Source organism: Pseudomonas sp. B15(2017) (genome assembly GCF_002113215.1).
Taxonomy (GTDB): domain Bacteria; phylum Pseudomonadota; class Gammaproteobacteria; order Pseudomonadales; family Pseudomonadaceae; genus Aquipseudomonas.
In genome coordinates, this window is sequence record NZ_NEJZ01000017.1 from 120,231 (window position 1) to 142,504 (window position 22,274).

General features: G+C 61.4%; 17 protein-coding genes. 11 read left to right on the forward strand and 6 right to left on the reverse strand.

Features of this window, described 5'->3' with window-relative positions; translation table 11 throughout:
• Positions 1-126: 126 nt before the first annotated feature.
• The gene (locus CAF73_RS23050; RefSeq protein ID WP_085703974.1) at positions 127-1,104 is read left to right on the forward strand and encodes a LysR family transcriptional regulator; all 978 of its coding nucleotides are present in this window, start codon (positions 127-129) and stop codon (positions 1,102-1,104) included.
• A 164-nt stretch (positions 1,105-1,268) separates the two neighbouring features.
• Here the strand turns inward: CAF73_RS23050 and CAF73_RS23055 are convergent, their stop codons facing one another.
• Entirely contained in the window at positions 1,269-1,640 is a 372-nt protein-coding gene (locus CAF73_RS23055; RefSeq protein ID WP_085703976.1) for a DUF6124 family protein, read from the reverse strand.
• 380 nt (positions 1,641-2,020) lie between these two features.
• Here CAF73_RS23055 and CAF73_RS23060 point away from each other — a divergent pair, with 380 nt between their 5' ends.
• Positions 2,021-2,539, forward strand: coding sequence for a GNAT family N-acetyltransferase (locus CAF73_RS23060; protein WP_085700714.1), 519 nt, complete (start codon positions 2,021-2,023; stop codon positions 2,537-2,539).
• A 158-nt stretch (positions 2,540-2,697) separates the two neighbouring features.
• Here CAF73_RS23060 and CAF73_RS23065 read toward each other — a convergent pair whose 3' ends face one another.
• Positions 2,698-2,919 (reverse strand): CcoQ/FixQ family Cbb3-type cytochrome c oxidase assembly chaperone, encoded by a 222-nt coding sequence (locus CAF73_RS23065; protein ID WP_085703978.1) that lies wholly within the window; start codon positions 2,917-2,919, stop codon positions 2,698-2,700.
• A 15-nt stretch (positions 2,920-2,934) separates the two neighbouring features.
• Entirely contained in the window at positions 2,935-4,362 is a 1,428-nt protein-coding gene (ccoN, locus tag CAF73_RS23070) for a cytochrome-c oxidase, cbb3-type subunit I (protein ID WP_085703980.1), read from the reverse strand.
• Positions 4,363-4,681: 319 nt separating this feature from the next.
• Between ccoN and CAF73_RS23080 the strand changes: the two genes are divergently transcribed.
• The 4 genes from CAF73_RS23080 to CAF73_RS23095 all read left to right on the forward strand — a co-directional run bounded on the left by CAF73_RS23080 (position 4,682) and on the right by CAF73_RS23095 (position 8,763).
• Entirely contained in the window at positions 4,682-6,355 is a 1,674-nt protein-coding gene (locus tag CAF73_RS23080; protein WP_085703982.1) for a nitrite/sulfite reductase, read from the forward strand.
• Positions 6,352-6,831, forward strand: a complete 480-nt coding sequence (locus CAF73_RS23085) for a DUF934 domain-containing protein (RefSeq protein ID WP_085700710.1) — start codon at positions 6,352-6,354, stop codon at positions 6,829-6,831. The genes CAF73_RS23080 and CAF73_RS23085 overlap by 4 nt, the downstream gene beginning before the upstream one ends.
• Positions 6,832-6,960: 129 nt before the next feature.
• A complete protein-coding gene (locus tag CAF73_RS23090) occupies positions 6,961-7,935 on the forward strand; it encodes a hypothetical protein (protein ID WP_085700709.1) in 975 nt (324 codons plus the stop codon).
• 156 nt (positions 7,936-8,091) lie between these two features.
• Positions 8,092-8,763 (forward strand): DUF3313 domain-containing protein, encoded by a 672-nt coding sequence (locus CAF73_RS23095; protein WP_085703984.1) that lies wholly within the window; start codon positions 8,092-8,094, stop codon positions 8,761-8,763.
• Between the two features lie 49 nt (positions 8,764-8,812).
• Here CAF73_RS23095 and CAF73_RS23100 read toward each other — a convergent pair whose 3' ends face one another.
• The 3 genes from CAF73_RS23100 to CAF73_RS23110 all read right to left on the reverse strand — a co-directional run bounded on the left by CAF73_RS23100 (position 8,813) and on the right by CAF73_RS23110 (position 12,038).
• On the reverse strand, positions 8,813-9,808 hold the full coding sequence (locus tag CAF73_RS23100; RefSeq protein WP_085703986.1) for a DUF3829 domain-containing protein: 996 nt from the start codon (positions 9,806-9,808) through the stop codon (positions 8,813-8,815).
• Positions 9,805-11,463 carry a J domain-containing protein gene (locus CAF73_RS23105; protein ID WP_085703988.1) on the reverse strand — a complete coding sequence of 553 codons (1,659 nt, stop codon included), beginning with the start codon at positions 11,461-11,463 and terminating at the stop codon, positions 9,805-9,807. The genes CAF73_RS23100 and CAF73_RS23105 overlap by 4 nt, the downstream gene beginning before the upstream one ends.
• 149 nt (positions 11,464-11,612) lie before the next feature.
• The gene (locus CAF73_RS23110) at positions 11,613-12,038 is read right to left on the reverse strand and encodes a YciI family protein (RefSeq protein WP_074690904.1); all 426 of its coding nucleotides are present in this window, start codon (positions 12,036-12,038) and stop codon (positions 11,613-11,615) included.
• 270 nt (positions 12,039-12,308) lie between these two features.
• Between CAF73_RS23110 and tpx the strand changes: the two genes are divergently transcribed.
• The 5 genes from tpx (at position 12,309) to CAF73_RS23135 (ending at position 21,975) form a co-directional block, all read left to right on the forward strand.
• Positions 12,309-12,809 (forward strand): thiol peroxidase, encoded by a 501-nt coding sequence (tpx, locus tag CAF73_RS23115; protein ID WP_085700705.1) that lies wholly within the window; start codon positions 12,309-12,311, stop codon positions 12,807-12,809.
• A 187-nt stretch (positions 12,810-12,996) separates the two neighbouring features.
• Complete coding sequence (locus CAF73_RS23120) at positions 12,997-14,304, forward strand: MdtA/MuxA family multidrug efflux RND transporter periplasmic adaptor subunit (protein ID WP_085703990.1); 1,308 nt, start codon at positions 12,997-12,999, stop codon at positions 14,302-14,304.
• A complete protein-coding gene (locus CAF73_RS23125; protein WP_085700703.1) occupies positions 14,301-17,405 on the forward strand; it encodes an MdtB/MuxB family multidrug efflux RND transporter permease subunit in 3,105 nt (1,034 codons plus the stop codon). Before CAF73_RS23120 ends, CAF73_RS23125 begins: the two co-directional genes overlap by 4 nt.
• Positions 17,402-20,509, forward strand: a complete 3,108-nt coding sequence (locus CAF73_RS23130; RefSeq protein ID WP_085703993.1) for an efflux RND transporter permease subunit — start codon at positions 17,402-17,404, stop codon at positions 20,507-20,509. The genes CAF73_RS23125 and CAF73_RS23130 overlap by 4 nt, the downstream gene beginning before the upstream one ends.
• Positions 20,506-21,975: an efflux transporter outer membrane subunit gene (locus tag CAF73_RS23135; RefSeq protein ID WP_085703996.1), complete on the forward strand. Its 1,470-nt coding sequence runs from the start codon at positions 20,506-20,508 to the stop codon at positions 21,973-21,975. Before CAF73_RS23130 ends, CAF73_RS23135 begins: the two co-directional genes overlap by 4 nt.
• Positions 21,976-22,274: the final 299 nt, after the last annotated feature.

Here is a 22,274-nt window from a genome sequence, read left to right on the forward strand (position 1 = left end):
GGCGTTCCGACGAAAGCGGTGTATCTGGCAATGAGATGTTGCGTGTGCCGATGCCTTCGCGAGCAAGCTCGCTCCCACAATGGATTTATGCAAAGGCAAACAACAAAGATCGACAGGGAGTCATCGATGTCATTCACCGAACCCGCAGCACGACAAAGCAGCGCCGAATTTCGCTGGCCCAAGGACAAGGATGAACCCTGGCTGGCGCAAGCCGCGACGCTCGACAGTGACGTCGCGCAATACTTTCTGGTCAGCGCACGTTGCGGCTGCTTCATGCAGGCCGCCCGCAGCCTCAACGTGCGCTCGACCCTGCTGCGCAAACAACTGGCGCAACTGGAACAACAACTGCAATGTGCGCTGTTCAGCTTCCAGGGCAGCGCTCTCAGCCTGACCCGCGAAGGCCAGCAATTGCAGGCGCAACTGGTGGCCCTGGCCCACGAACGCAAACTCCCGGTGATCGAGCAGCCCCTGATCAGGCTGGCGGTCGCCGAATCGATCCTGCACGACATCCTCGGACGCGACCTCATCGCACTGCTGCGCCGCAACGCCAGCGTGCGCCTTGAGATCATCGCCCTCGACAGCGAACTGGCCCTGCGCGCCGTCAGCGCCGACATCGTGCTGTGGCTCGCCCACGGCGAAACCCCGCACCCCGGCCCGACCTTCGCCACCAGCGAACCGCAACGCCTCGCGCAACTGGAATATCAGCCGCACATCGCCAAACGCTACTCCCGCGTGACCGCACGACCAGAAAGCCCGGATGATCTTGCCGATTTCATGCTGGTGCAATGGCAGCATGACCGGCAGATCGACAGCTTCCGGCCCTGGAACAATCTGGTCGAACAGCGCCTGGCCGGAGTGGTGCAGATGCAGTCCTACGAGCTGATGCTGGAGATGATCCGGTGCAGCGCATGCATTGGTTTGTTGCCGATGTACATGAGCCGGTTTGATCGCGGGCTGGTGGCGTTGCCGGGGGTATTTGAGGAGGCGATGCGGTTGCAGGCGTGGTTGGCGGTGAACAGTGAATCGCAGGAGGTCGGGGAGGTGCAGACCTTGGTGGAGTTGATTCAACGCACGTTCAATGAGCGACAGGAGTGGTTTGAGTAGTTTTTCTCAGATCGTAGATCGTTCCCACGTCGAGGCGTCGAACCGTCCGCGTGGGAATGCCTCAAGGGACGCTCCGCGTTCCAGCTCCGGAAGGGACGCGGAGCGTGCCGGGCTGCATTCCCACGCAGACGGTTCGACGCCTCGACGTGGGAACGATCATCGAATTAAAGCGGCGCCTCAGTCTTCAACTCCAGATTATCCAGCGCTCGGTTCACCGCCAGTTCCCCCAGCATGATCAATTGCGCAATCCCCAGCAGCACATGCCGATGCGAGCCGTCCACCAGCCCGGCGAAATCGCTGGCCATGGTTTTGGCCGAGGTCAGGGTTTCGCAGGCGTCGGCCAGCAGTTCTTCGCTGTCGACGCCGGGGGCGATGAGGTAGCGGGTGTTGGGTTTGAGCAGCGGTTTTCTGGGGTGGAACGGATTGAGGTAGTGATCGAGGGCGCGTTCGGCGGCTTCGTGGAATTTCTTGGAATCGAGGGTTTCGTAGGGCGAGGTCGGGTCGGTTTCGGGTGGATTGGGTGTTGGTTTGATCATGATTGAATCTCCAGAGTCATGGAGCTGCCACGATTCGCTGCGATACGAAGGGGTGGCAGCTATACGCGGGTCGCAGACCGGGACTCTAGAACCGGCAGACCCGAGGGTCTCCCACGTACAGCCGCCATAAAACTGGAGGGTGTTGTGCGTCTAGAGATCGCGGGCTGCGAGACCCGATCACTGATTCATCAGCGACCCGGAAACGATAGAGTCGGCCCCCAAGGCACACAAGCCGGCGGATTCTGGCGGATGCGTAGGCAATGGCGCAAGGCGTTGTGGCTTGCTGGAAGTTTCGGTCAACGGCTTTAAACAGGCATGGCGAATCCGTGAGGAAGCGGTTTACATTGACCGGCCACGCACTGATCCAGGAGGGATCGTTCATGCTTGAGCACAACCCCGCGATTGATCTCGAACGCTTCAACGAATGCCATCTTGAAGGCGTCACCGCGCTCTACAACGACCCGGCGTTAGCGCGGCAAGTGTTGCAGATGCCGTTTCAATCCTCCGAGATCTGGCGCCAGCGCCTGATGCCGGACAGCGAGCGGGTGTTGAAACTGGTGGCACTGCACCAAGGGGTGGTGATCGGTTATCTGGGGCTGGAGGCTTTTTCCCGGATTCGTCGCAGTCATGCCGGCAGCATCGGGCTGAGTGTTGCGGTAGCCTGGCAAGGCAAGGGGGTGGGGACGAAACTGATGGCGGCGGCGCTGGACGTTGCCGACAACTGGATGAACCTGCACCGCGTCGAGCTTTCGGTGTACGCCGACAACGAGGCGGCCATCGGCCTCTATCGCAAGTTCGGCTTCGAAACCGAAGGGCTGTTCCGCGATTACGCCGTGCGTGACGGGCAATGGGTCGACACCCTGAGCATGGCGCGTCTGCGCCAGACGCCAAAGGTTTGAAAGATCGTTCCCACGCTCCGCGTGGGAATGCAGCCCGGGACGCTCCGCGTCCCTTCCGGAGCTGGAACGCGGAGCGTCCCTTGAGGCATTCCCACGCAGACGGTTCGACGCCTCGACGTGGGAACGATCAAGGGTGAGGGGGCTGTCCCAGACACAACTCACATTTCGAGGTTGACCCACCCCGGCTTCGCCACCTCCGGCGCCACCGCCTTCACGGTTTTACCCGTAGCCATCTCAACTCGCCGAGCCACCTCCGGATCATCCGCAAACGGCGTCAGACTCGCCTCATCCAGGCTTTCAGCCGTTTCATGGCGCAAGCAGTACTCAACCGCCAACCATAGAAACAGCACACCCAGCACATTCAAGAAAACATCGAACATGACCGGCTCCCTTTATCAGGCGATCTGCGCTTCACGGTGGGCAATTGCAACATCCGCCACCCGCACCGTGCGCCACACGTTGTAGGCCATCAGCAGCATGCCGCTGAGGAAGAACACCCCGCCTGCAAACCGCACCACAAACCCGGGATGGCTGGCCTGCAGCGCCTCGACGAACGAATAAGTCAGCGTGCCGTCCTCGTTGATCGCCCGCCACATCAGGCCCTGGGTAATCCCGTTGACCCACATCGAAGCGATGTACAAAACGGTACCGATGGTCGCCAGCCAGAAGTGCAGGTTGATCAGCGGCGTGCTGTGCATCCGCTCGCGGCCAAAGACTTTCGGCACCATGTGATAGGTCGCGCCGAAGGTGATCATCGCCACCCAGCCGAGGGCGCCGGCGTGGACGTGGCCGATGGTCCAGTCGGTGTAGTGGGAGAGGGCGTTGACGGTCTTGATCGCCATCATCGGGCCTTCGAAGGTCGACATGCCGTAGAACGCCAGCGACAGGACGAGGAAACGCAGGATCGGGTCGGTGCGCAACTGATGCCACGCGCCGGACAGCGTCATCATCCCGTTGATCATGCCGCCCCAGCTCGGCGCGAGCAGGATCAGCGACATCGCCATCCCCAACGACTGCGCCCAGTCCGGCAGCGCGGTGTAATGCAAGTGGTGGGGACCTGCCCAGATGTACAGGGTGATCAACGCCCAGAAGTGCACGATTGACAGGCGGTACGAATACACCGGCCGATTGACCTGTTTCGGCACGAAGTAATACATCATCCCGAGGAACCCGGTGGTCAGAAAGAAGCCCACCGCGTTGTGCCCGTACCACCACTGCACCATGGCGTCGGTGGCGCCGGAATACACCGGATAGGACTTGAACCAGTCCACCGGGATCGACAGGTGATTGACCACGTGCAGCATGGCGATCACCAAAATGAATGCGCCGAAGAACCAGTTGCCGACGTAGATGTGTTTGGTCTTGCGCTGCATCACGGTGGTGAAAAACACGATGGCGTATGCAACCCAGACCACAGCCATCCAGACCGCGCCGGAGAATTCGATTTCGGCGTATTCCTTGGTGGTGGTGTAGCCCATCGGCAGGCTGACCAGCATGATCACGATCACTGACTGCCAGCCCCAGAAAGTGAACGCGGCGAGTTTGTCTGAGTACAGCCGCACCTGGCAGGTCCGCTGCACCGCGTAATAACTGGCGGCAAATTGCGCGCTGCCGGCGAAACCGAAAATCACCAGGCTGGTGTGCAACGGTCGCAAGCGGCCGAAGGTGGTCCACGGCAAGTCCAGATTCATGTCCGGCCATACCAGTTGCGAGGCGATCCATACCCCCATCGCCATGCCCACGACACCCCAGAAAACAGTGGCGATGACGAATTGGCGGACGACCTTGTAGTTATAAGCCTGTCCGATTGTTGCTGTGCTCATGGTCAATTCTTCCACGGTTGCAAAGTCTTGCCAGGCCACCCGGTCTGGCACGAGCTGCACTGTAGAAACCCCACCGGAAACAAAACAGGCTCAGGAATTGTTCATTTATGCGGATCAGATCCAGGCGCTGCCTGCGGCCATCTGACGCGCCCTGATACGGTTTTTATGCGTTCAGCTGAATCTGTAACGGGCTGCGCTGCAACGTCATAGTGCTTTCAGGAATCTGTGGGAACGAGGCATCTAGAGATTGCGCCAGATCGCGCAATCTCTAGATGCCTCGTTCCCACAGGAGTTGTGCTGAGTGCTGATGAGGTAGCCGATGTATCAATACGACGATTACGACCGGGCGCTGGTGTTCGAGCGCGTTGCGCAGTTTCGCGATCAGGTCGAGCGCTTCATGGCCGGGGAGTTGAGCGAAGAAGAGTTCCTGCCGCTGCGCCTGCAGAACGGCCTGTACATGCAAAAGCACGCTTACATGCTGCGGGTGGCGATTCCCTATGGCACGCTGAGCGCCGAGCAGATGCGCACATTGGCGAGCATCGCCAGTGACTACGACCGAGGTTACGGCCACTTCACCACGCGGCAGAACATGCAGTTCAACTGGATCGAGCTGCACCAGGTGCCGGACATCCTCCAACGTCTGGCGCAGGTCAACATGCATGCGATCCAGACCTCGGGCAACTGCGTGCGCAACATCACCACCGAAGCTTTTGCCGGCGTCGCGGCGGACGAGTTGATCGACCCGCGCCCGCTGGCGGAGATCCTGCGGCAATGGTCGACGATCAACCCGGAGTTCCTGTTCCTGCCACGCAAATTCAAGATCGCCATCTGCTCGGCGAAGCAGGACCGCGCGGCGATCATGATGCATGACATCGGCCTCTATCTTTACCCCGGCCATGACGGGCAGATGCTCTTGCGAGTGATCGTCGGCGGCGGTCTGGGGCGCACGCCGATCCTCGGTTTGCAGATTCGCGACGGCTTGCCGTGGCAGCATTTGCTGTCCTATGTCGAGGCGGTGTTGCGGGTCTACAACCGCCACGGCCGTCGCGACAACAAGTACAAGGCGCGGATCAAGATTCTGGTCAAGGCGCTGGGCATCGAGGCGTTCGCCAAAGAGGTCGAGGAAGAGTGGCAACACCTCAAGGACGGCCCGGCGCAACTGACGGAGGATGAATACCAGCGAGTCGCCAGTGCTTTCGTGCCGCCGAGCTATCGCACGCTGGCGGATACGGATCTGGATTTCGGCACGCACCTTGCCGAGAACGCGGCGTTCGCCCGCTGGGTCGCGCGCAACGTGCAGCCGCACAAGGTGCCGGGCTACACCAGCGTGGTGCTGTCGACCAAACCGGGCCTGGCTTCGCCACCGGGGGATGTGACCGGTTTGCAGATGCTGGCCGTGGCCGACTGGTCCGAGTGCTTCGGTTTTGGCGAAATTCGCATCGCCCACGAGCAGAACATCGTCCTGCCGGACGTGCCCAAATCCCAGCTTTTTGCGTTGTGGCAACTGGCGAAAGAGCAGGGCCTGGGCGCGGCCAACGTCGGTCTGCTGACCGACATCATTGCCTGCCCCGGCGGGGATTTCTGTGCGCTGGCCAACGCCAAATCGATCCCGATTGCCCAGGCGATTCAGGCGCGCTTTGACAACCTCGACTACCTGCACGATCTGGGCGACATCAGCCTGAACATTTCCGGCTGCATGAACGCCTGCGGCCATCATCACATCGGCAACATCGGGATCCTCGGCGTCGATAAAAACGGCAGCGAGTGGTACCAGATCACCCTCGGCGGTGCTCAGGGCAAGAACAGCGCACTGGGCAAAGTCATCGGTCCGTCGTTCAGCGCCGCTGAAGTGCCGCAGGTGATCGAGCGGATCATCGGCACCTTCCTCCGTTATCGCGAGGCCGAAGAGTTGTTCGTCGATACCGTGGCGCGCATCGGACTGGAGCCGTTCAAGGAACGGATCTACCCGAAAGCGCTGGAGGTGCCGGCATGAACAATCTGCTGCGCATGGAGGCGGGCGGGGCGCGGATCGTGCTCGACGATCCATGGACGCTGATCCGCTCGCCTGAAACAGAGCCCGGCGCCGGGATGTTGATTCTGCCGCTGGCCCACTGGCTTGAATCGCCCTCGACCCACGCGGTCTGGCTCGGCCCGGACGATGGCGTCGAAAGCCTGCTGCCATGGCTGACCTCGCTGCCGTTGATCGCCCTCGACTTCCCGAGCTTTCGCGATGGCCGCGCCTACAGTCAGGCCTATCTGCTGCGCAGCCGTTTCGGCTGGAAAGGCGAGTTGCGCGCCATTGGCGATGTGCTGCGCGACCAGCTCAGCCATATGCGCCAATGCGGTTTCGACAGCTTCGCGGTGCGCGAGGATAAATCCGCCGAGGATGCGCTCAAGGGCCTGGCCGGGATGAGCGTGTTGTATGGGCGCTCGGTGATTGAACCGCGACCGCTGTTCCGGCGCAGGTGATGCAGGGGAAACCCCTAGAACCCTGATGAATCGGGGATTTTCCCTTGGGTCGATGGTGGCCTTTTGGTAGAGTCCCCGTCGCCAGCGGGTTTTCGGCTGGACGACGGAACGAAGAAGGGAGTCTGATCAGTGAGTCCGGGCAAAAAAATTCTGGGCATCACCGCGTTGCTGCTGATGGTGACGCTGTGGGCCGGTTACATCTATGTGTTCAACGAAAACCGTGGCGGTCAGCTCGGTGGCGTCGGCGAAAGCACCGCCTGGTGCGGCACGCCGCCGAACACACAAGCGGCGCTGCAGGGCAAGGATCAATTGACCTTGCGCATCACCAACAACCTGCGTGGCGAGTTCATGCTCAGCGGCGCGGTGGTGGTCTCCGAACGTACTTTCAACCGCTATGACCTGGGCCGCAACGAACTGCGTCTGCGCCTGGAACCGTTGCAATGGTCCTACGGCGTCACGCCGATCTTCCTTGAGCAAGTAAAAGTCCTGCCCCTGAGCCGCAACCTCGCCTCGACCGACAAGAGCGCCTTCGCCGAACTCGAATCGCGCCCGATCAGCGTTCAGGGCCGGGTCACCGAGTTTCCCTTCGACACCTATCGCTACGGCTACAAACCGGTGCTGTATTACCTCAAGGGCAGCGAGCGTATCGACCTGCGCTTCAAGAACATCACCACGCTGATGGAGATGTCCAACACCTTCACGCCGATCCAGAAGTACAACCGCGCTGACTACATCAACGAGAAAAACTCGATGATCCGCGACGAAGACTACAAGGCCTACGGCCCCCACGAATGCGCGTTCAGCGTCGAGCGCAAAGGCTCGTTCAAGGTCGTGGTGCTGTTGATGCTGCTGGTGCTCTGCCTGCCGTTGCTGCTGGTGTTCTACCGCGATGAACCGGGGATCGACTTCCTCGCCACGCTGGTGGGAATCGGCGTGGTACGCACTGTGCTGGTGGGGCCGGTGCAGGATTTCCAGCTGTACAACATCGATTTTCTGTTCGGAGCGGCAATTTTGCTGGTGGGCACGGTGTCGCTGATCAAGGCGATGCGGGCAAACAGCCGGCGGGAGATGGCGTTGAGGAGCGGGGAGACTTCGAGCTGGTAGCAGGAAGCTTCAAGTACCGGTGATGGCCCGGGCCCTTCAAAGGTCCGGGCCCGGCATTGCCCAGTGTCGGCGTTTCTGATCGCAAACGACGCGGATTCAGCTATACCTGTAACTCCCCCGACGCAATAAATTCGGCCTTCCGACAGGAGTTACAGCATGAAGCTAGCCGTAATGATGAGCACCCTGTGCATTGCCACGCTGGGCGTAGTGGGTTGCTCCAGCAAAACCGTCGCACCCGACGAATACTCAGGCTTCCTCAAGGACTACAGTCAGCTCAGGGAGGCCAAATCTCCGTCGGGGGCCGAAGTGATGCGCTGGATCGACCCGAAAATCGACATCGGCAAATTCACCAGCGTCTACGTCGAACCGACCCAGCTCTATCCCAAACCGCAACCCACCGTGAAGATTCCGCAGCAGACCCTCAACGGCATCACCAGCTATTACGATCAGGCACTCAAGCGTGAATTGGGCAAATCCCTGCCGCTGGCCTCAGGCCCCGGACCGGGTGTGATCGTGGTGCGCGCGGCCATCACCGCCGTGAGCAGCAAGACCGAAGGCCTGCATGCCTATGAAGTGATTCCGATTGCTCTGGTCGCCGCAGCGGTCAGTACCGCCAGCGGGATTCGTGATCAGGAAACCACCCTGGCGACCGAAGCGGTGTTCCTCGACGGCGGCACCAACAAGGTGGCGGCGCAAGTGGTGCGCAAGGGCACCGGCAAACCACTGGAAAACGATTCGCAGGTGATGAAGGCCGATGATGTGAAAAGCGTGATCGACGGCTGGGCGGCGGATCTGCATCAGTCCTACCTCAAGCTCAAGGCCAGGTAAGACCGGCACGCCGGGTTGCCCCAACGGGCGACCCGGCGTGTTCACTGCGTCAGAAGTTGGCGCGTGCCAGCCGGTTGTAATGGCTGAGCAAGCCGTCGTAACTGCGGGTCACGGCGTAATAGTCCTCGCTCAGGCGCTGAGGCTGTGCATGGTTCTGCCAGTCTGCCTGCAGGGTGTTCAACGCCTCGAGATAGTTTTGCCCCGGCTCGCCAATGCGCAGCCACAGATCACGCGCGGCATCGGTCTTGTTCTGGAACCCACCGGTGCGCGGCGCGAGCCAGGGTTCGCGACGGTTCCAGGCCTGTTGCAGCTTTGCGATGGTCTCGGCCAGCAATTTCGGGGTCAGGGTGCGGTTTTTCATCGCTTCGTCGAGCACATCGACGGTCTCCCGCGCCTGAATCATGTACGCCAGCAAGTCCCAGTGAATGTCCCTGCCCAGACGCGCTTCGATCAGCTTGAGCTGTTCGGGACGCTGCGCGGCGTCGAGCGGCAGCAGGTTTTGCCGCAAAGCCGTCGAAGCGCCGATGTACTCCTGTGACACGCGCTCGATCGCCGCGAGTTCGCCAGGGGAGGGCTGTTGCGACCCGGAGATGAAACTCGCCTCTCGGTAAAAGCGCGTTGGAGCAATGGTCGTCGTGACGTGATTCAGCGCCCGGACATACTCGTTGGCCTGTCGCGACAGCTCTGGTTGCCAGGTCAGCAGTTCGAGTTTTTCCGTGAGGCCCTGACCGCAGACATCACGCTGTATGTCGCGCACATTGAACGCGTCACTGTCGTCGAAATCCTTGAGGCTCTTCAACCAGCGCTGGTCGCGAGGCAAGGGCGGTTGAGGGTTCTTGTAGCGATCGTAGGCCGCTCGCCATTGCACGTCGATCCGGTTGACGCAGGCGATCAGCGGGCTCAGGGCATTGGCCTGAGCGGTGACCGGCGCATCGCGTCCATCCAGCCAGAGATCGAGCTGGAGGAAAGGTCGGGTCGCACTGGTCAGCGCCATCACCACCAGCGCGAAGAAGATACCGACGCAAAACATCACTCTGCTGCTCATGGTCGCGCCTCCTTGCCGTACCACTGTTCAACGGTGGCCGGTGCGCTGCATTCGGCGGTGGTGGCCGGCAAGCGGCTGCACAGGCGTTCGGTCCAGGGTTGCAAGCCCTGATTGCGATTGACTGTGCCTTGGCTGGCGACCACCTTGAACACGCCGAGCACAAGGGCCAGCACCACAATCCCGAGGATCGTCACGCCGACTTTCACGGCAGGTCGGCTCTCTTCCCAGGACACCCGTGGCCGGGACTGCCAGCGCCGCACCAGTCCGAACGATGCAAGGGTTGCGGCATACACCACGCCGGCAATCGGGCCGAAAAACCAGCCAAGCCCGGCCACCATCAGCGCGCCGGGCACGAAGTCGCGCAGCACGCCGAACGGCGGCGAGTCTTTGAGGGATCCGGGGCAAAGACTTGCGCTGAGCCGGTCATCCAGCCGCCATACGCGATGAGCAACGTTGTGCACCAGCCAATTGAGCCCCGCCACGATCACGCCAAACACCACGGTCGAAATCATGACGATATTGATCAGTCCACTGAGGCGTGCGCCCAGCGGAATGTAATGGGTGAACGCGCCGATCAGGCAGGCCAACACTACGCCCACATAGGTTGGCCAGTCATTGAAACTCAGTTCCCAGTCGCGCCAGAAAAACGCCGTGCCGCCGGGCATCTGCGCGCAGACATTGGGGTGATTGGCGTACAGCTCGGAACTCAACTTGCGGCACTGCGCCCAGTCTTCTTCGCGCAAGCGTCGGGCCAGCGCACGGCGGGCGCTGAACGAGCCGGTGCCCAGCAGCAGGCGGGCGGCGCGGTGTTCGGGGGTGGCGGGTGCTTCCAGGGCGAGCTGTTGCTGGCGTGCCACAAAAAACGGCGCATTTTGTCGAGCCAGCAGGCGTTGCCATTCGCCGTCAGGGCAGGGATTTCCTGTGCCGCCGTGCCAGCCCTGACCGGTGCGCACCCGTTCGAATACCTCGGGAGACCAGAAAGGCGAATCCAGCAGCATCTGGCTCAGGGCACGGTTGAACCATTGCTGATGTTGTTCAATCGCCAGCCAGTTGAAATCCGCACGGCGGGCGTAGGCCTGGAGGAATCCGTCGACGTCTTCGCGTTCGAGGGCATCACGCATCGGTTGCGTGATACGCGTGCGCTGCCGGGCCAGCAACAGCTCGATCGATTCCTCATCCAGCTCCAGCCGTTGCCAGGCGCTGAACCAGAAAAAGGTCGGCACTGCCCAGTCCACCAGAGTGTCGGAGGATTGCGGGTGTTCGATGCAGTGATGCAGCAGCGTGTCCTCGAAGATATGCGCACAGCCTTGTTCGAGGGCGACGGTGTGGCGACGTTCGAGCTCTTCAACGCTCAGCCCGTCCAGCGAGCGGGTTGCCAGTTGCAGGGCGTCGACCTCGACCACGGTCAGGCCGCTCAAGTCCCAGGATTCCTCAATGCGCTGCTCCTGCGCTTGTTCCTGCACTTCGTCCTGATCCTGCGCGTGATACTGCTGCCATTCCTTGTAGGCCAGCGCCTGCTCATAGGCATCGCGCAGTCGCTGGAAACCCTCGGGGTCGTCGTCGGGGCGGGTCTGTTTGAGCAGGACGGCATATTGGCGTTTGATAGTGCGCACATCGGCGTCGGCCGACAGGCCAAGGACGGTCCAGCAACTCATTGCGATGACAACTCCATAAAAACCGCGACGCGATCCAGTGGTGGCATTGTGATGTTGCGCACCCTACCTGTTTCGCGTCGAAAAGTCCTCGTGTCTCGTTCAGTCGCCACCGGCCTTACAGAAAATGCTGATGTTCTCCATTCGGGGCTTCAGTGTTTTTTGGCTTGTTCGCGTATGCGTTCTTCCTGCTCGCGCAGTTCCGGGGTGAACTCGGCACCGAAATCTTCCGCGCTGAACACCTGGCGAATCTCGATTTCCGATTCAGTGCCCGGCATGGGGTTCGGGCAGCGCTTGACCCATTCGATGGCTTCTTCTTTGGACTTCACGTCCCAGATCCAGTAGCCGGCGATCAGCTCCTTGGTTTCAGCGAACGGGCCGTCGATCACGCTACGGTTTTCGCCGCTGAAGCGCACACGGGCGCCTTTGCTGCTGGGGTGCAGGCCGTCGGCGGAAACCAGAATGCCGGCCTTGGCCAGTTCCTCGTTGTAGTTGCCCATGTCGGTCAGCAGTTGCTCGCTGGGCATCACGCCGGCTTCGGAGTCGTGGCTGGCTTTGACAATGATCATGAAGCGCATGGTGTTTCTCCACAGTCAGGTAAGGGATTCATGGCTTAGTCGAACGGCTCGGGTCGGAATCGACAGGTCGTTAAAGAAAAGATGCAGACTTGCGTTTTAACAAGCAGCACCTTCTTTGAGAGCAGGGATGTGGGAAGCCTGGAGAATGTGTATCCAGTTTTGGGCGCCAGCACATGACAATTTCAGTCCAGGCATAGGTCGTCGGACAATTTCGTGGTTAACTTCCGCCTCTTGCATGCTTTCCCAACAACGTTAAGAAGGACTCCGTTCATGGCTCAAGTCACTCTCAAAGGCAACCCGGTTCAAGTCAACGGCCAACTGCCACAAGCCGGTTCCAAGGCGCCAGCCTTTTCCCTGGTAGCCGGCAATCTGTCCGACGTCACCCTGAAAGACTTCGCCGGCAAGCGCAAAGTGCTGAACATCTTCCCAAGCGTCGACACCCCGACCTGCGCCACTTCCGTGCGCAAGTTCAACGCTCAGGCCAACGACATCAGCAACACTGTGGTGCTGTGCATCTCGGCTGACCTGCCGTTCGCCCAGGCTCGCTTCTGCGGCGCCGAAGGCCTGGAAAACGTACAAAACCTGTCGACCCTGCGCGGCGCCGAGTTCATCGAGAACTACGGTGTGGCCATCGCTGACGGCCCGCTGAAAGGTCTGACCGCCCGCGCGGTGGTTGTTCTGGACGAAAACGACAACGTCCTGTACAGCGAACTGGTCAAGGAAATTGCAGAAGAGCCTAACTACGACGCGGCACTCTCGGTTTTGAAATAAGTGTTCTGAACAGCGCTTTTACAATTGTTAACGGCCTGGCCCTGTCCAGGCCGTTTTCATTTGTGTATCAGTGTTTTGCCTCACACCTTGAAACGTAAGTGGAAGGTAAATTGCCGGTAAAGCTGCTTTGCTAAATCCCGGCCAGTGCTTATCGTTCAGCCTCCCGTAAAAGAAGCCCACGCGCCCAATGGTTAATCACTCCATGCAATCGTCTTCCCGAAACTCCCGTCGCTGGCTGTTGAGCCTGCTTGTCTTGCTGGTCATTGCCGGTCTGTGCTGGAAATTCTGGCCCGCCGGTTCGACCCACAAGGAGGGCGGCGAGAAGGCGCAGGCCGGTCACACGGGGCGTTCGGGGATGATGCGGCCGGGCTTCGGCGGCGCGGCGGGGCCGATTCCGGTGCGCGTGGCGCCGGCGGTCACCGGGGACTTCCCGCTGTATTACAAGGCACTGGGCACGGTCACGGCGCTTAACACCATCAACGTGCGCAGCCGGGTCGGTGGCGAGCTGGTGAAGATCTATTTCGAGGAAGGGCAGATGGTCAAGGCCGGCGACCTGCTGGCGGAGATCGACCCGCGTCCGTACCAGAACGCTTTGCTCCAGGCTGAAGGCACCTTGCTGCAGAATCAGGCGCAGTTGAAGAACGCCCAGGTCGATGTCGAGCGTTATCGCGGTCTTTACAAGGAAGACAGCATCGCCAAGCAGACCCTGGATACCGCCGAAGCGCTGGTCGGCCAGTACCTCGGGACCGTGAAAACCAATCAGGCGGCGGTCAACGACGCCAAGCTCAATCTTGAATTCACCAAAATCCGCGCACCGATTGCCGGTCGCGTCGGCCTGCGTCAGCTCGACGTCGGCAACCTGGTGGCGGCGAACGACACGACTTCCCTGGCGGTGATCACCCAGACCCAGCCGATCAGCGTCGCCTTCACGCTGCCGGAAAACAGCCTGGAAACCGTGCTTGCCCGCTACCGCAGCGGCGCCAAGCTGCCCGCCGAAGCCTGGGATCGTGGCGACACCAAACTGCAAGCCACCGGTGTGCTGCAAAGCCTCGACAACCAGATCGACGTGACCACCGGCACCCTGAAATTCAAGGCTCGCTACGAGAACCGCGATCAGTCGCTGTTCCCCAACCAGTTCGTCAACATCCACCTGCTGGCAGACACCTTGAAAGGTGTGGTGCTGGCGCCCTCGGCGGCCATTCAGTTCGGCACCAATGGCACCTTCGTCTACGCGCTGGACGGCGACAAGAAAGTCACCATCCGCCAGTTGAAGATCGGTGCCAGCGACGGCGAAAACACCGTGATCACCGAAGGCCTCGCCGCTGGCGATCGCGTGGTGCTGGAAGGCACCGACCGCCTGAAGGAAGGCAGCGAAGTGGAAGTGGTCAACGACAGCAAGGACGTACCGACCACTCCGACCGAGCACCTGCAAGGCAAGTCGGCCGCGACCGCGCCTGACGCCACCGTCACCGACAAGGCCAAGAAGGGCGCATGAACATTTCGCGCCTGTTCATCCTCCGCCCGGTCGCCACCACGCTGAGCATGCTGGCCATCGTGCTGGCCGGTCTGATTGCCTATCGCCTGCTGCCGGTGTCGGCGTTGCCGCAGGTCGATTACCCGACTATCCGGGTCATGACCCTTTATCCCGGCGCCAGTCCGGACGTAATGACCAGTGCCGTCACCGCGCCACTGGAACGTCAGTTCGGGCAGATGCCGGGTCTCACGCAAATGGCTTCGACCAGCTCCGGCGGTGCCTCGGTGCTGACCCTGCGTTTCAGCCTCGACATCAACATGGACGTCGCCGAACAGCAGGTGCAGGCCGCGATCAACGCCGCGACCAACCTGCTGCCGACCGACTTGCCGGCGCCGCCGGTGTACAACAAGGTCAACCCGGCGGACACCCCGGTGCTGACCCTGGCCATTACATCGAAAACCATGTTGCTGCCCAAACTCAATGATCTGGTCGATACGCGCATGGCGCAGAAGATCGCCCAGATCAGCGGCGTCGGCATGGTCAGCATTGCCGGCGGTCAGCGTCAGGCGGTACGGATCAAGGTCAACCCCGAGGCGCTCGCCGCCAACGGCCTGAACCTGTCGGACGTGCGCACGCTGATCGGCGCGTCCAACGTCAACCAGCCCAAGGGCAACTTCGATGGCCCGACCCGGGTGTCGATGCTCGATGCCAACGACCAGCTGACCTCGCCCAAGGATTACGCCAACCTGATCCTGGCCTACGCCAACGGCGCGCCATTGCGGCTCAAGGATGTCGCGCAGATCGTCGACGGCGCCGAAAACGAGCGTCTGGCGGCGTGGGCCAACCAGAATCAGGCGGTTCTGCTGAACATCCAGCGTCAGCCGGGCGCCAACGTGATCGAGGTGGTCGACCGGATCAAGGCGCTGCTGCCAAGCATCACCGACAACCTGCCGGCCGGTCTCGACGTTGTCGTGCTGACCGACCGCACCCAGACCATCCGCGCCTCCGTGACCGACGTGCAGCACGAATTGCTGATCGCCATCGCGCTGGTGGTGATGGTGACGTTCCTGTTCCTGCGACGGGCCAGCGCCACGATCATTCCGTCGGTGGCCGTGCCGTTGTCGCTGATCGGTACGTTTGGCGTGATGTATTTGGCCGGGTTCTCGGTCAATAACCTGACCTTGATGGCGCTGACCATCGCCACCGGTTTTGTGGTCGACGATGCGATCGTGATGCTGGAAAACATCGCGCGCTTCATCGAGGAGGGCGACAGCCCGATGCAGGCCGCGCTCAAGGGCGCGAAGCAGATCGGCTTCACCCTGATTTCCCTGACTCTGTCGCTGATCGCGGTACTGATTCCGCTGCTGTTCATGGCCGACGTAGTGGGGCGGTTGTTCCGCGAATTCGCCATCACCCTGGCGGTGGCGATCCTGATTTCCCTGGTGGTTTCGCTGACCCTGACGCCGATGATGTGTGCGCGTCTGCTCAAGCGTGAGCCGGAAGAACATGAACAGGGCCGCTTCTACCGTGCCAGCGGTGCGTTTATCGACTGGATGATTGCCGCCTACGGGCGCAAGTTGCAGTGGGTACTCAAGCACCAGCCGCTGACCCTGCTGGTGGCCATCGGTACGCTGGCCCTGACCGTGTTCCTTTATATGGTGGTGCCCAAGGGCTTCTTCCCGGTGCAGGACACCGGGGTGATCCAGGGGATTTCCGAAGCGCCGCAGTCGATTTCCTTTGCCGCCATGGGCGAGCGTCAGCAGGCGCTGGCCAAGGTGATTCTGGAAGATCCGGCGGTGGAAAGCCTGTCGTCCTACATCGGTGTCGACGGTGACAATGCCACGCTCAACAGCGGTCGGCTGCTGATCAACCTCAAGCCTCATGGCCAGCGTGATCTGACCGCCACCGAAGTGATTGCCCGCCTGCAACCGCAACTGGACAAACTGGTGGGCATCCGCCTGTTCATGCAGCCGGTGCAGGACCTGACCATCGAAGACCGCGTCAGCCGCACCCAGTATCAGTTCAGCATGTCCTCGCCGGATTCCGAATTGCTCAGCCTGTGGAGCGGGCGCCTGGTCGAGGCGCTGGCCCAGCGTCCGGAACTGACCGACGTTGCCAGTGACTTGCAGGACAAGGGCTTGCAGGTGTTCCTGGTGATCGACCGCGACGCCGCTTCCCGGCTGGGCGTGTCGGTATCGAACATCACCGATGCGTTGTACGACGCGTTTGGCCAGCGGCAGATCTCGACCATCTACACTCAGGCCAGCCAGTACCGTGTGGTGCTGCAGGCTCAGGCTGGAGAGAAGATCGGCCCGCAGGCGCTGGACCAGATTCACGTCAAGACCACCGATGGCGGGCAGGTGCGGTTGTCGAGTCTGGCCCACGTCGAGGAACGGCAGGCGCAACTGGCGATCACCCACATCGGCCAGTTCCCGGCGGTGATGATGTCGTTCAACCTCGCGCCGGGCGTGGCGCTGGGGCATGCGGTGGATATCATCGAGCAGGTGCAAAAGGACATCGGCATGCCGCTCGGCGTGCAGACCCAGTTCCAGGGCGCAGCCGAAGCGTTCCAGGCCTCGTTGTCGAGCACCTTGCTGCTGATTCTGGCGGCGGTGGTGACCATGTACATCGTGCTCGGCGTGCTTTACGAGAGCTACATTCATCCGATCACCATCCTGTCGACCTTGCCGTCGGCAGCGGTGGGGGCCTTGCTGGCGTTGCTGCTCAGTGGCAACGATCTGGGCATGATCGCGATCATCGGCATCATCCTGCTGATCGGGATCGTGAAGAAGAACGCGATCATGATGATCGACTTCGCCCTCGACGCCGAACGCACCCAGGGCATGGCGCCGGAGCAGGCGATCTATCAGGCGGCGCTGTTGCGCTTCCGGCCGATTCTGATGACTACGCTGGCGGCGCTGTTCGGTGCAGTGCCGTTGATGCTGGCCACCGGTTCCGGCGCTGAATTGCGTCAACCGCTGGGTCTGGTGATGGTCGGCGGGTTGCTGGTGAGTCAGGTACTGACGCTGTTCACCACCCCGGTGATCTACCTGTACTTCGATCGTCTCGGTCGGCGCTGGGGCCGTGCACCGTCGGCCGTGGAGCCGGTGGAACAGCCATGAACCTGTCCGGCCCTTTCATCAAGCGTCCGGTGGCGACCATGCTCCTGAGCCTGGCCATCATGCTGCTGGGCGGTGTGAGCTTCGGCCTGCTGCCGGTGTCGCCGCTGCCGCAAATGGACTTTCCGGTGATCGTCGTGCAGGCGAGCCTGCCCGGCGCCAGTCCGGAAGTCATGGCCTCCACGGTGGCCACGCCGCTGGAGCGCTCGTTCGGCGCCATCGCTGGCGTCAACACCATGAGCAGTCGCTCCAGCCAGGGCTCGACCCGGGTGATTCTGCAATTCGACCTCGACCGCGACATCAACGGCGCGGCGCGGGAAGTGCAGGCGGCGATCAACGCTTCGCGCAACCTGCTGCCGAGCGGGATGCGCAGCATGCCGACCTACAAGAAGGTCAACCCGTCGCAGGCACCGATCATGGTGTTGTCGCTGACCTCGGACGTGCTGGAAAAGGGTCAGCTCTACGACCTGGCCTCGACCATCCTGTCCCAGAGCCTGTCCCAGGTGCAGGGCGTCGGTGAAGTGCAGATCGGCGGCAGCTCGCTGCCGGCGGTGCGCATCGAACTCGAACCCCAGGCGCTGAACCAGTACGGCGTAGCGCTCGACGATGTGCGCAAGACCATCGCCGAATCCAACGTGCGCCGGCCCAAGGGCTCGGTCGAGGATGGCCAGCGCCTGTGGCAGATTCAGGCCAACGACCAGTTGGAGAAAGCCAAGGATTACGAATCGCTGATCATCCACTACAACGGCGGCGCGGCCCTGCGTCTGAAAGACGTGGCCAAGGTCAGCGACGGCGTGGAAGACCGCTACAACAGCGGTTTCTTCAACGATGACGCGGCGGTGCTGCTGGTGATCAACCGCCAGGCCGGTGCCAACATCATCGAGACGGTCAACGAGATCAAGGCGCAGTTGCCGGCGTTGCAAGCGGTCTTGCCGGCCAGCGTCAAACTGAACCTGGCGATGGACCGTTCGCCGGTGATCAAGGCTACCCTGCATGAAGCGGAGATGACCCTGCTGATCGCCGTGGCACTGGTGATTCTGGTGGTGTTCCTGTTCCTCGGTAACTTCCGCGCGTCCCTGATTCCGACCTTGGCGGTGCCGGTGTCGCTGGTCGGCACCTTTGCAGTGATGTACCTCTACGGATTCTCGCTGAACAACCTGTCGCTGATGGCGCTGATTCTCGCCACCGGGCTGGTGGTGGACGACGCCATCGTGGTGCTGGAGAACATTTCCCGGCACATCGACGAAGGCGTAAAACCGATGAAGGCCGCCTACCTCGGGGCCAGGGAAGTCGGTTTTACCTTGCTGTCGATGAACGTCTCGCTGGTGGCGGTGTTCCTGTCGATCCTGTTCATGGGCGGGATTATCGAAAGCCTGTTCCGCGAATTCTCCATCACCCTGGCGGCGGCCATCGTGGTGTCGCTGGTGGTTTCCCTGACGCTGACCCCGATGCTCTGCGCCCGCTGGCTCAAACCCCACAAGCCGGGCGAGGAAAACCGCCTGCAACGCTGGAGCCGGCGCACCAACGACTGGATGGTCGGCAAATACGCCACCAGCCTCGACTGGGTGTTGCGTCACCGTCGCCTGACGTTGCTGAGCCTGATCATCACGGTCGGGGTGAACGTCGCCCTCTACGTAGTCGTGCCGAAAACCTTCATGCCGCAGCAGGACACCGGCCAGTTGATCGGTTTCGTGCGCGGTGACGATGGTCTGTCGTTCAGCGTGATGCAGCCGAAAATGGAGACCTTCCGCCGAGCGGTGCTCAAGGACGACGCGGTCGAGAGTGTTGCCGGGTTCATCGGTGGTACCAACGGCACCAACAACGCGTTCATGCTGGTACGCCTGAAGCCGATCAAGGAACGCAATATCTCGGCGCAAAAGGTCATCGAGCGCCTGCGCAAGGAAATGCCCAAAGTGCCCGGCGCACAACTGATGCTGATGGCCGACCAGGATCTGCAATTCGGCGGCGGCCGCGAGCAGACCACGTCGCAGTACAGCTACATCCTGCAAAGTGGTGATCTGGGCGCCTTGCGCGAGTGGTACCCGAAAGTGGTCACCGCGCTGCGAGCCTTGCCGGAACTGACGGCCATCGACGCCCGTGAAGGGCGCGGTGCGCAGCAGGTGACGCTGATCGTCGACCGCGATCAGGCCAAGCGCCTGGGCGTGGACATGAACATGGTCACCGCCGTGCTCAACAACGCCTACAGTCAGCGGCAGATTTCCACGATCTACGACAGCCTCAACCAGTATCAGGTGGTGATGGAGGTCAATCCGAAATATGCCCAGGATCCGGTGACGCTCAAGCAGGTTCAGGTGATCACTGCCGACGGTGCGCGGATTCCGTTGTCGACGTTCGCCCATTATGAAAACAGCCTGGAAGACGACCGGGTCAGCCACGAAGGCCAGTTCGCCTCCGAGAGCATTGCCTTCGACATGGCCGAAGGCGTGACGGTGGAGCAGGGCAGCGCCGCCATCGAGCGGGCGATTGCCAAGGTCGGCCTGCCGGAAGACGTGATCGCGAAAATGGCCGGCACCGCTGACGCTTTCGCCGCGACTCAGAAAAGTCAGCCGTTCATGATCCTCGGTGCGTTGCTGGCGGTGTACCTGGTGCTGGGCGTTTTGTATGAAAGCTACATTCACCCGCTGACAATCCTCTCGACGTTGCCGTCGGCCGGCGTCGGTGCGTTGCTGTCGATCTATGCGCTGGGCGGCGAGTTCAGCCTGATCTCGCTGCTCGGGCTGTTCCTGCTGATCGGCGTGGTGAAGAAGAATGCGATCCTGATGATCGACCTGGCGTTGCAACTGGAGCGTCATCAAGGCATGGCGCCGCTGGAATCGATCCGCAGCGCCTGTCTGCAACGTTTGCGGCCGATCCTGATGACCACGCTGGCGGCGATCCTCGGCGCCTTGCCGTTGTTGCTCGGCCGGGCTGAAGGCGCCGAAATGCGCCAGCCGCTGGGCCTGACCATCATCGGCGGGCTGGTCTTCAGCCAGGTGCTGACCCTTTACACCACGCCTGTGGTTTACCTCTATCTCGACAAGCTGCGCCATCGTTTCAACAAATGGCGTGGCGTGCGCACCGATGCCGCTCTGGAAACTCCGCTATGACTGACCGTTCGCTTATCAATCTGGCTACCGTTCGCGGTTCGCGCCTGCTGAGCCTGTCCCTGTGCGTGGCGATGCTCAGTGCCTGCGCCGTCGGCCCGGACTACCAGCGCCCGCAGACCGCCGAAATCGCCCAGTACAAGGAAGCCGAAGGCTGGCGTCAGGCCAACCCGAGCGATTCCCTGGCGCGCGGTGCCTGGTGGGAGCTGTATGGCGACCGTCAGCTCAACGAGCTGATCGAGAAACTCAACAGCTCCAACCAGACCGTCGCCCAGTCCGAAGCCCAGTACCGTCAGGCCCAGGCCCTGGTGCGCAGCGCGCGGGGGGCGTTTTACCCGAGCGTCGATCTGAGCGCCGGCAAGACACGCTCCAGTCAAGGCACCGGCAGCAGCAGTTCGAGCCTTAGCAGTTCCGCCAGCGGGATTCGTGACACCTACAACGCGCAACTGGGCGTGAGTTGGGAAGCGGATGTCTGGGGCAAATTGCGTCGTGGCCTCGAAGCCAATGAAGCCAGTGCCCAGGCGAGCTACGCCGATCTGGCGGCGATGCGTTTGAGCCAGCAGTCGGAACTGGTGCAGAACTACCTGCAATTGCGGGTGATCGATCAGCAGAAACGCCTGCTCGAATCGACAGTCGCGGCTTACGAGCGCTCGCTGAAAATGACCATGAACCAGTACAACGCCGGGGTTTCCGGGCGCGATGCGGTGGCGCAGGCGCAGACCCAGCTGAAAACGGCCCAGGGCGATCTGGTGGATCTGGTCTGGCAACGGGCGCAGTTCGAAAACGCCATCGCGGTACTGACCGGCCAGCCGCCCGCCGAATTCAACATTGCCGAAACCCAGGACATTCCCAAGCTGCCGCAGATCCCGCTGAGCCTGCCGTCGCAATTGCTCGAACGCCGCCCGGACATTGCTTCGGCCGAGCGTTCAGTGATCGCCGCCAATGCCAACATCGGTGTGGCCAAGGCTGCGTACTACCCGGATTTCAGCCTGAGCTTGAGCGGCGGCTACAGCAGCAGTACCTCGCAGAACCTGATCAGCCTGCCGAACCGCTTCTGGTCGGTGGGGCCGAAAATGACCCTGCCGCTGTTCGACGGCGGCATCCGTTCGGCCGAAGTCGACCGCACCGAAGCGGTGTACGACCAGACCGTGGCCAAATACCGCCAGACCGTGCTCGACAGCTTCCGTGAAGTGGAAAACTACCTGGTGCAGTTGAAGGTGTACGAGGACGAAGCGGCGGTGCGCCAGGAAGCCCTTGATGCGGCACGGGACTCGTTGCGTCTGACCGAAAACCAGTACAAGGCTGGCGTAATCGCTTATCTGGATGTGGTGGTGGTGCAGGCGACTGCCCTGAGTAATGAACGCACTGTCCTGAATATTCTGCAGAACCGCTTGATCGCCAGCGTGCAGTTGATCGCGGCGCTGGGCGGTGGTTGGGACGGCCAGTTGGAAACCACTGATAACCGCTAGTCTCATTGATCGTTGATCGTTGATCGTTGATCGTTCCCACGCTCTGCGTGGGAATGCCTCCACGGACGCTCTGCGTCCTGCCTTGGAAGGGACGCGGAGCGTCCCGGGCTGCATTCCCACGCAAAGCGTTGGAACGATCAGAACCCTGAATCAGAGGCTTGTCAGACGATCAAACAAGCGTTTCATCGGGTTGATGGCTATTTGATAACTTTGTCAGTGAATTCTTTTACGCAATCAGTACAATCGGCGCATTTGACCCCGCCGAGAACGGACGCAGTACAGCGGGGTGGTCACGAGAA

Coding starts and splice junctions, on each gene's coding strand:
- CAF73_RS23050 (WP_085703974.1), top strand. CDS start 127: ATGTCATTCACCGAACCCGCAGCACGACAAAGCAGCGCCGAATTTCGC.
- CAF73_RS23055 (WP_085703976.1), bottom strand. CDS start 1,640: ATGATCAAACCAACACCCAATCCACCCGAAACCGACCCGACCTCGCCC.
- CAF73_RS23060 (WP_085700714.1), top strand. CDS start 2,021: ATGCTTGAGCACAACCCCGCGATTGATCTCGAACGCTTCAACGAATGC.
- CAF73_RS23065 (WP_085703978.1), bottom strand. CDS start 2,919: ATGTTCGATGTTTTCTTGAATGTGCTGGGTGTGCTGTTTCTATGGTTG.
- ccoN (WP_085703980.1), bottom strand. CDS start 4,362: ATGAGCACAGCAACAATCGGACAGGCTTATAACTACAAGGTCGTCCGC.
- CAF73_RS23080 (WP_085703982.1), top strand. CDS start 4,682: ATGTATCAATACGACGATTACGACCGGGCGCTGGTGTTCGAGCGCGTT.
- CAF73_RS23085 (WP_085700710.1), top strand. CDS start 6,352: ATGAACAATCTGCTGCGCATGGAGGCGGGCGGGGCGCGGATCGTGCTC.
- CAF73_RS23095 (WP_085703984.1), top strand. CDS start 8,092: ATGAAGCTAGCCGTAATGATGAGCACCCTGTGCATTGCCACGCTGGGC.
- CAF73_RS23100 (WP_085703986.1), bottom strand. CDS start 9,808: ATGAGCAGCAGAGTGATGTTTTGCGTCGGTATCTTCTTCGCGCTGGTG.
- CAF73_RS23105 (WP_085703988.1), bottom strand. CDS start 11,463: ATGAGTTGCTGGACCGTCCTTGGCCTGTCGGCCGACGCCGATGTGCGC.
- CAF73_RS23110 (WP_074690904.1), bottom strand. CDS start 12,038: ATGCGCTTCATGATCATTGTCAAAGCCAGCCACGACTCCGAAGCCGGC.
- tpx (WP_085700705.1), top strand. CDS start 12,309: ATGGCTCAAGTCACTCTCAAAGGCAACCCGGTTCAAGTCAACGGCCAA.
- CAF73_RS23120 (WP_085703990.1), top strand. CDS start 12,997: ATGGTTAATCACTCCATGCAATCGTCTTCCCGAAACTCCCGTCGCTGG.
- CAF73_RS23125 (WP_085700703.1), top strand. CDS start 14,301: ATGAACATTTCGCGCCTGTTCATCCTCCGCCCGGTCGCCACCACGCTG.
- CAF73_RS23130 (WP_085703993.1), top strand. CDS start 17,402: ATGAACCTGTCCGGCCCTTTCATCAAGCGTCCGGTGGCGACCATGCTC.
- CAF73_RS23135 (WP_085703996.1), top strand. CDS start 20,506: ATGACTGACCGTTCGCTTATCAATCTGGCTACCGTTCGCGGTTCGCGC.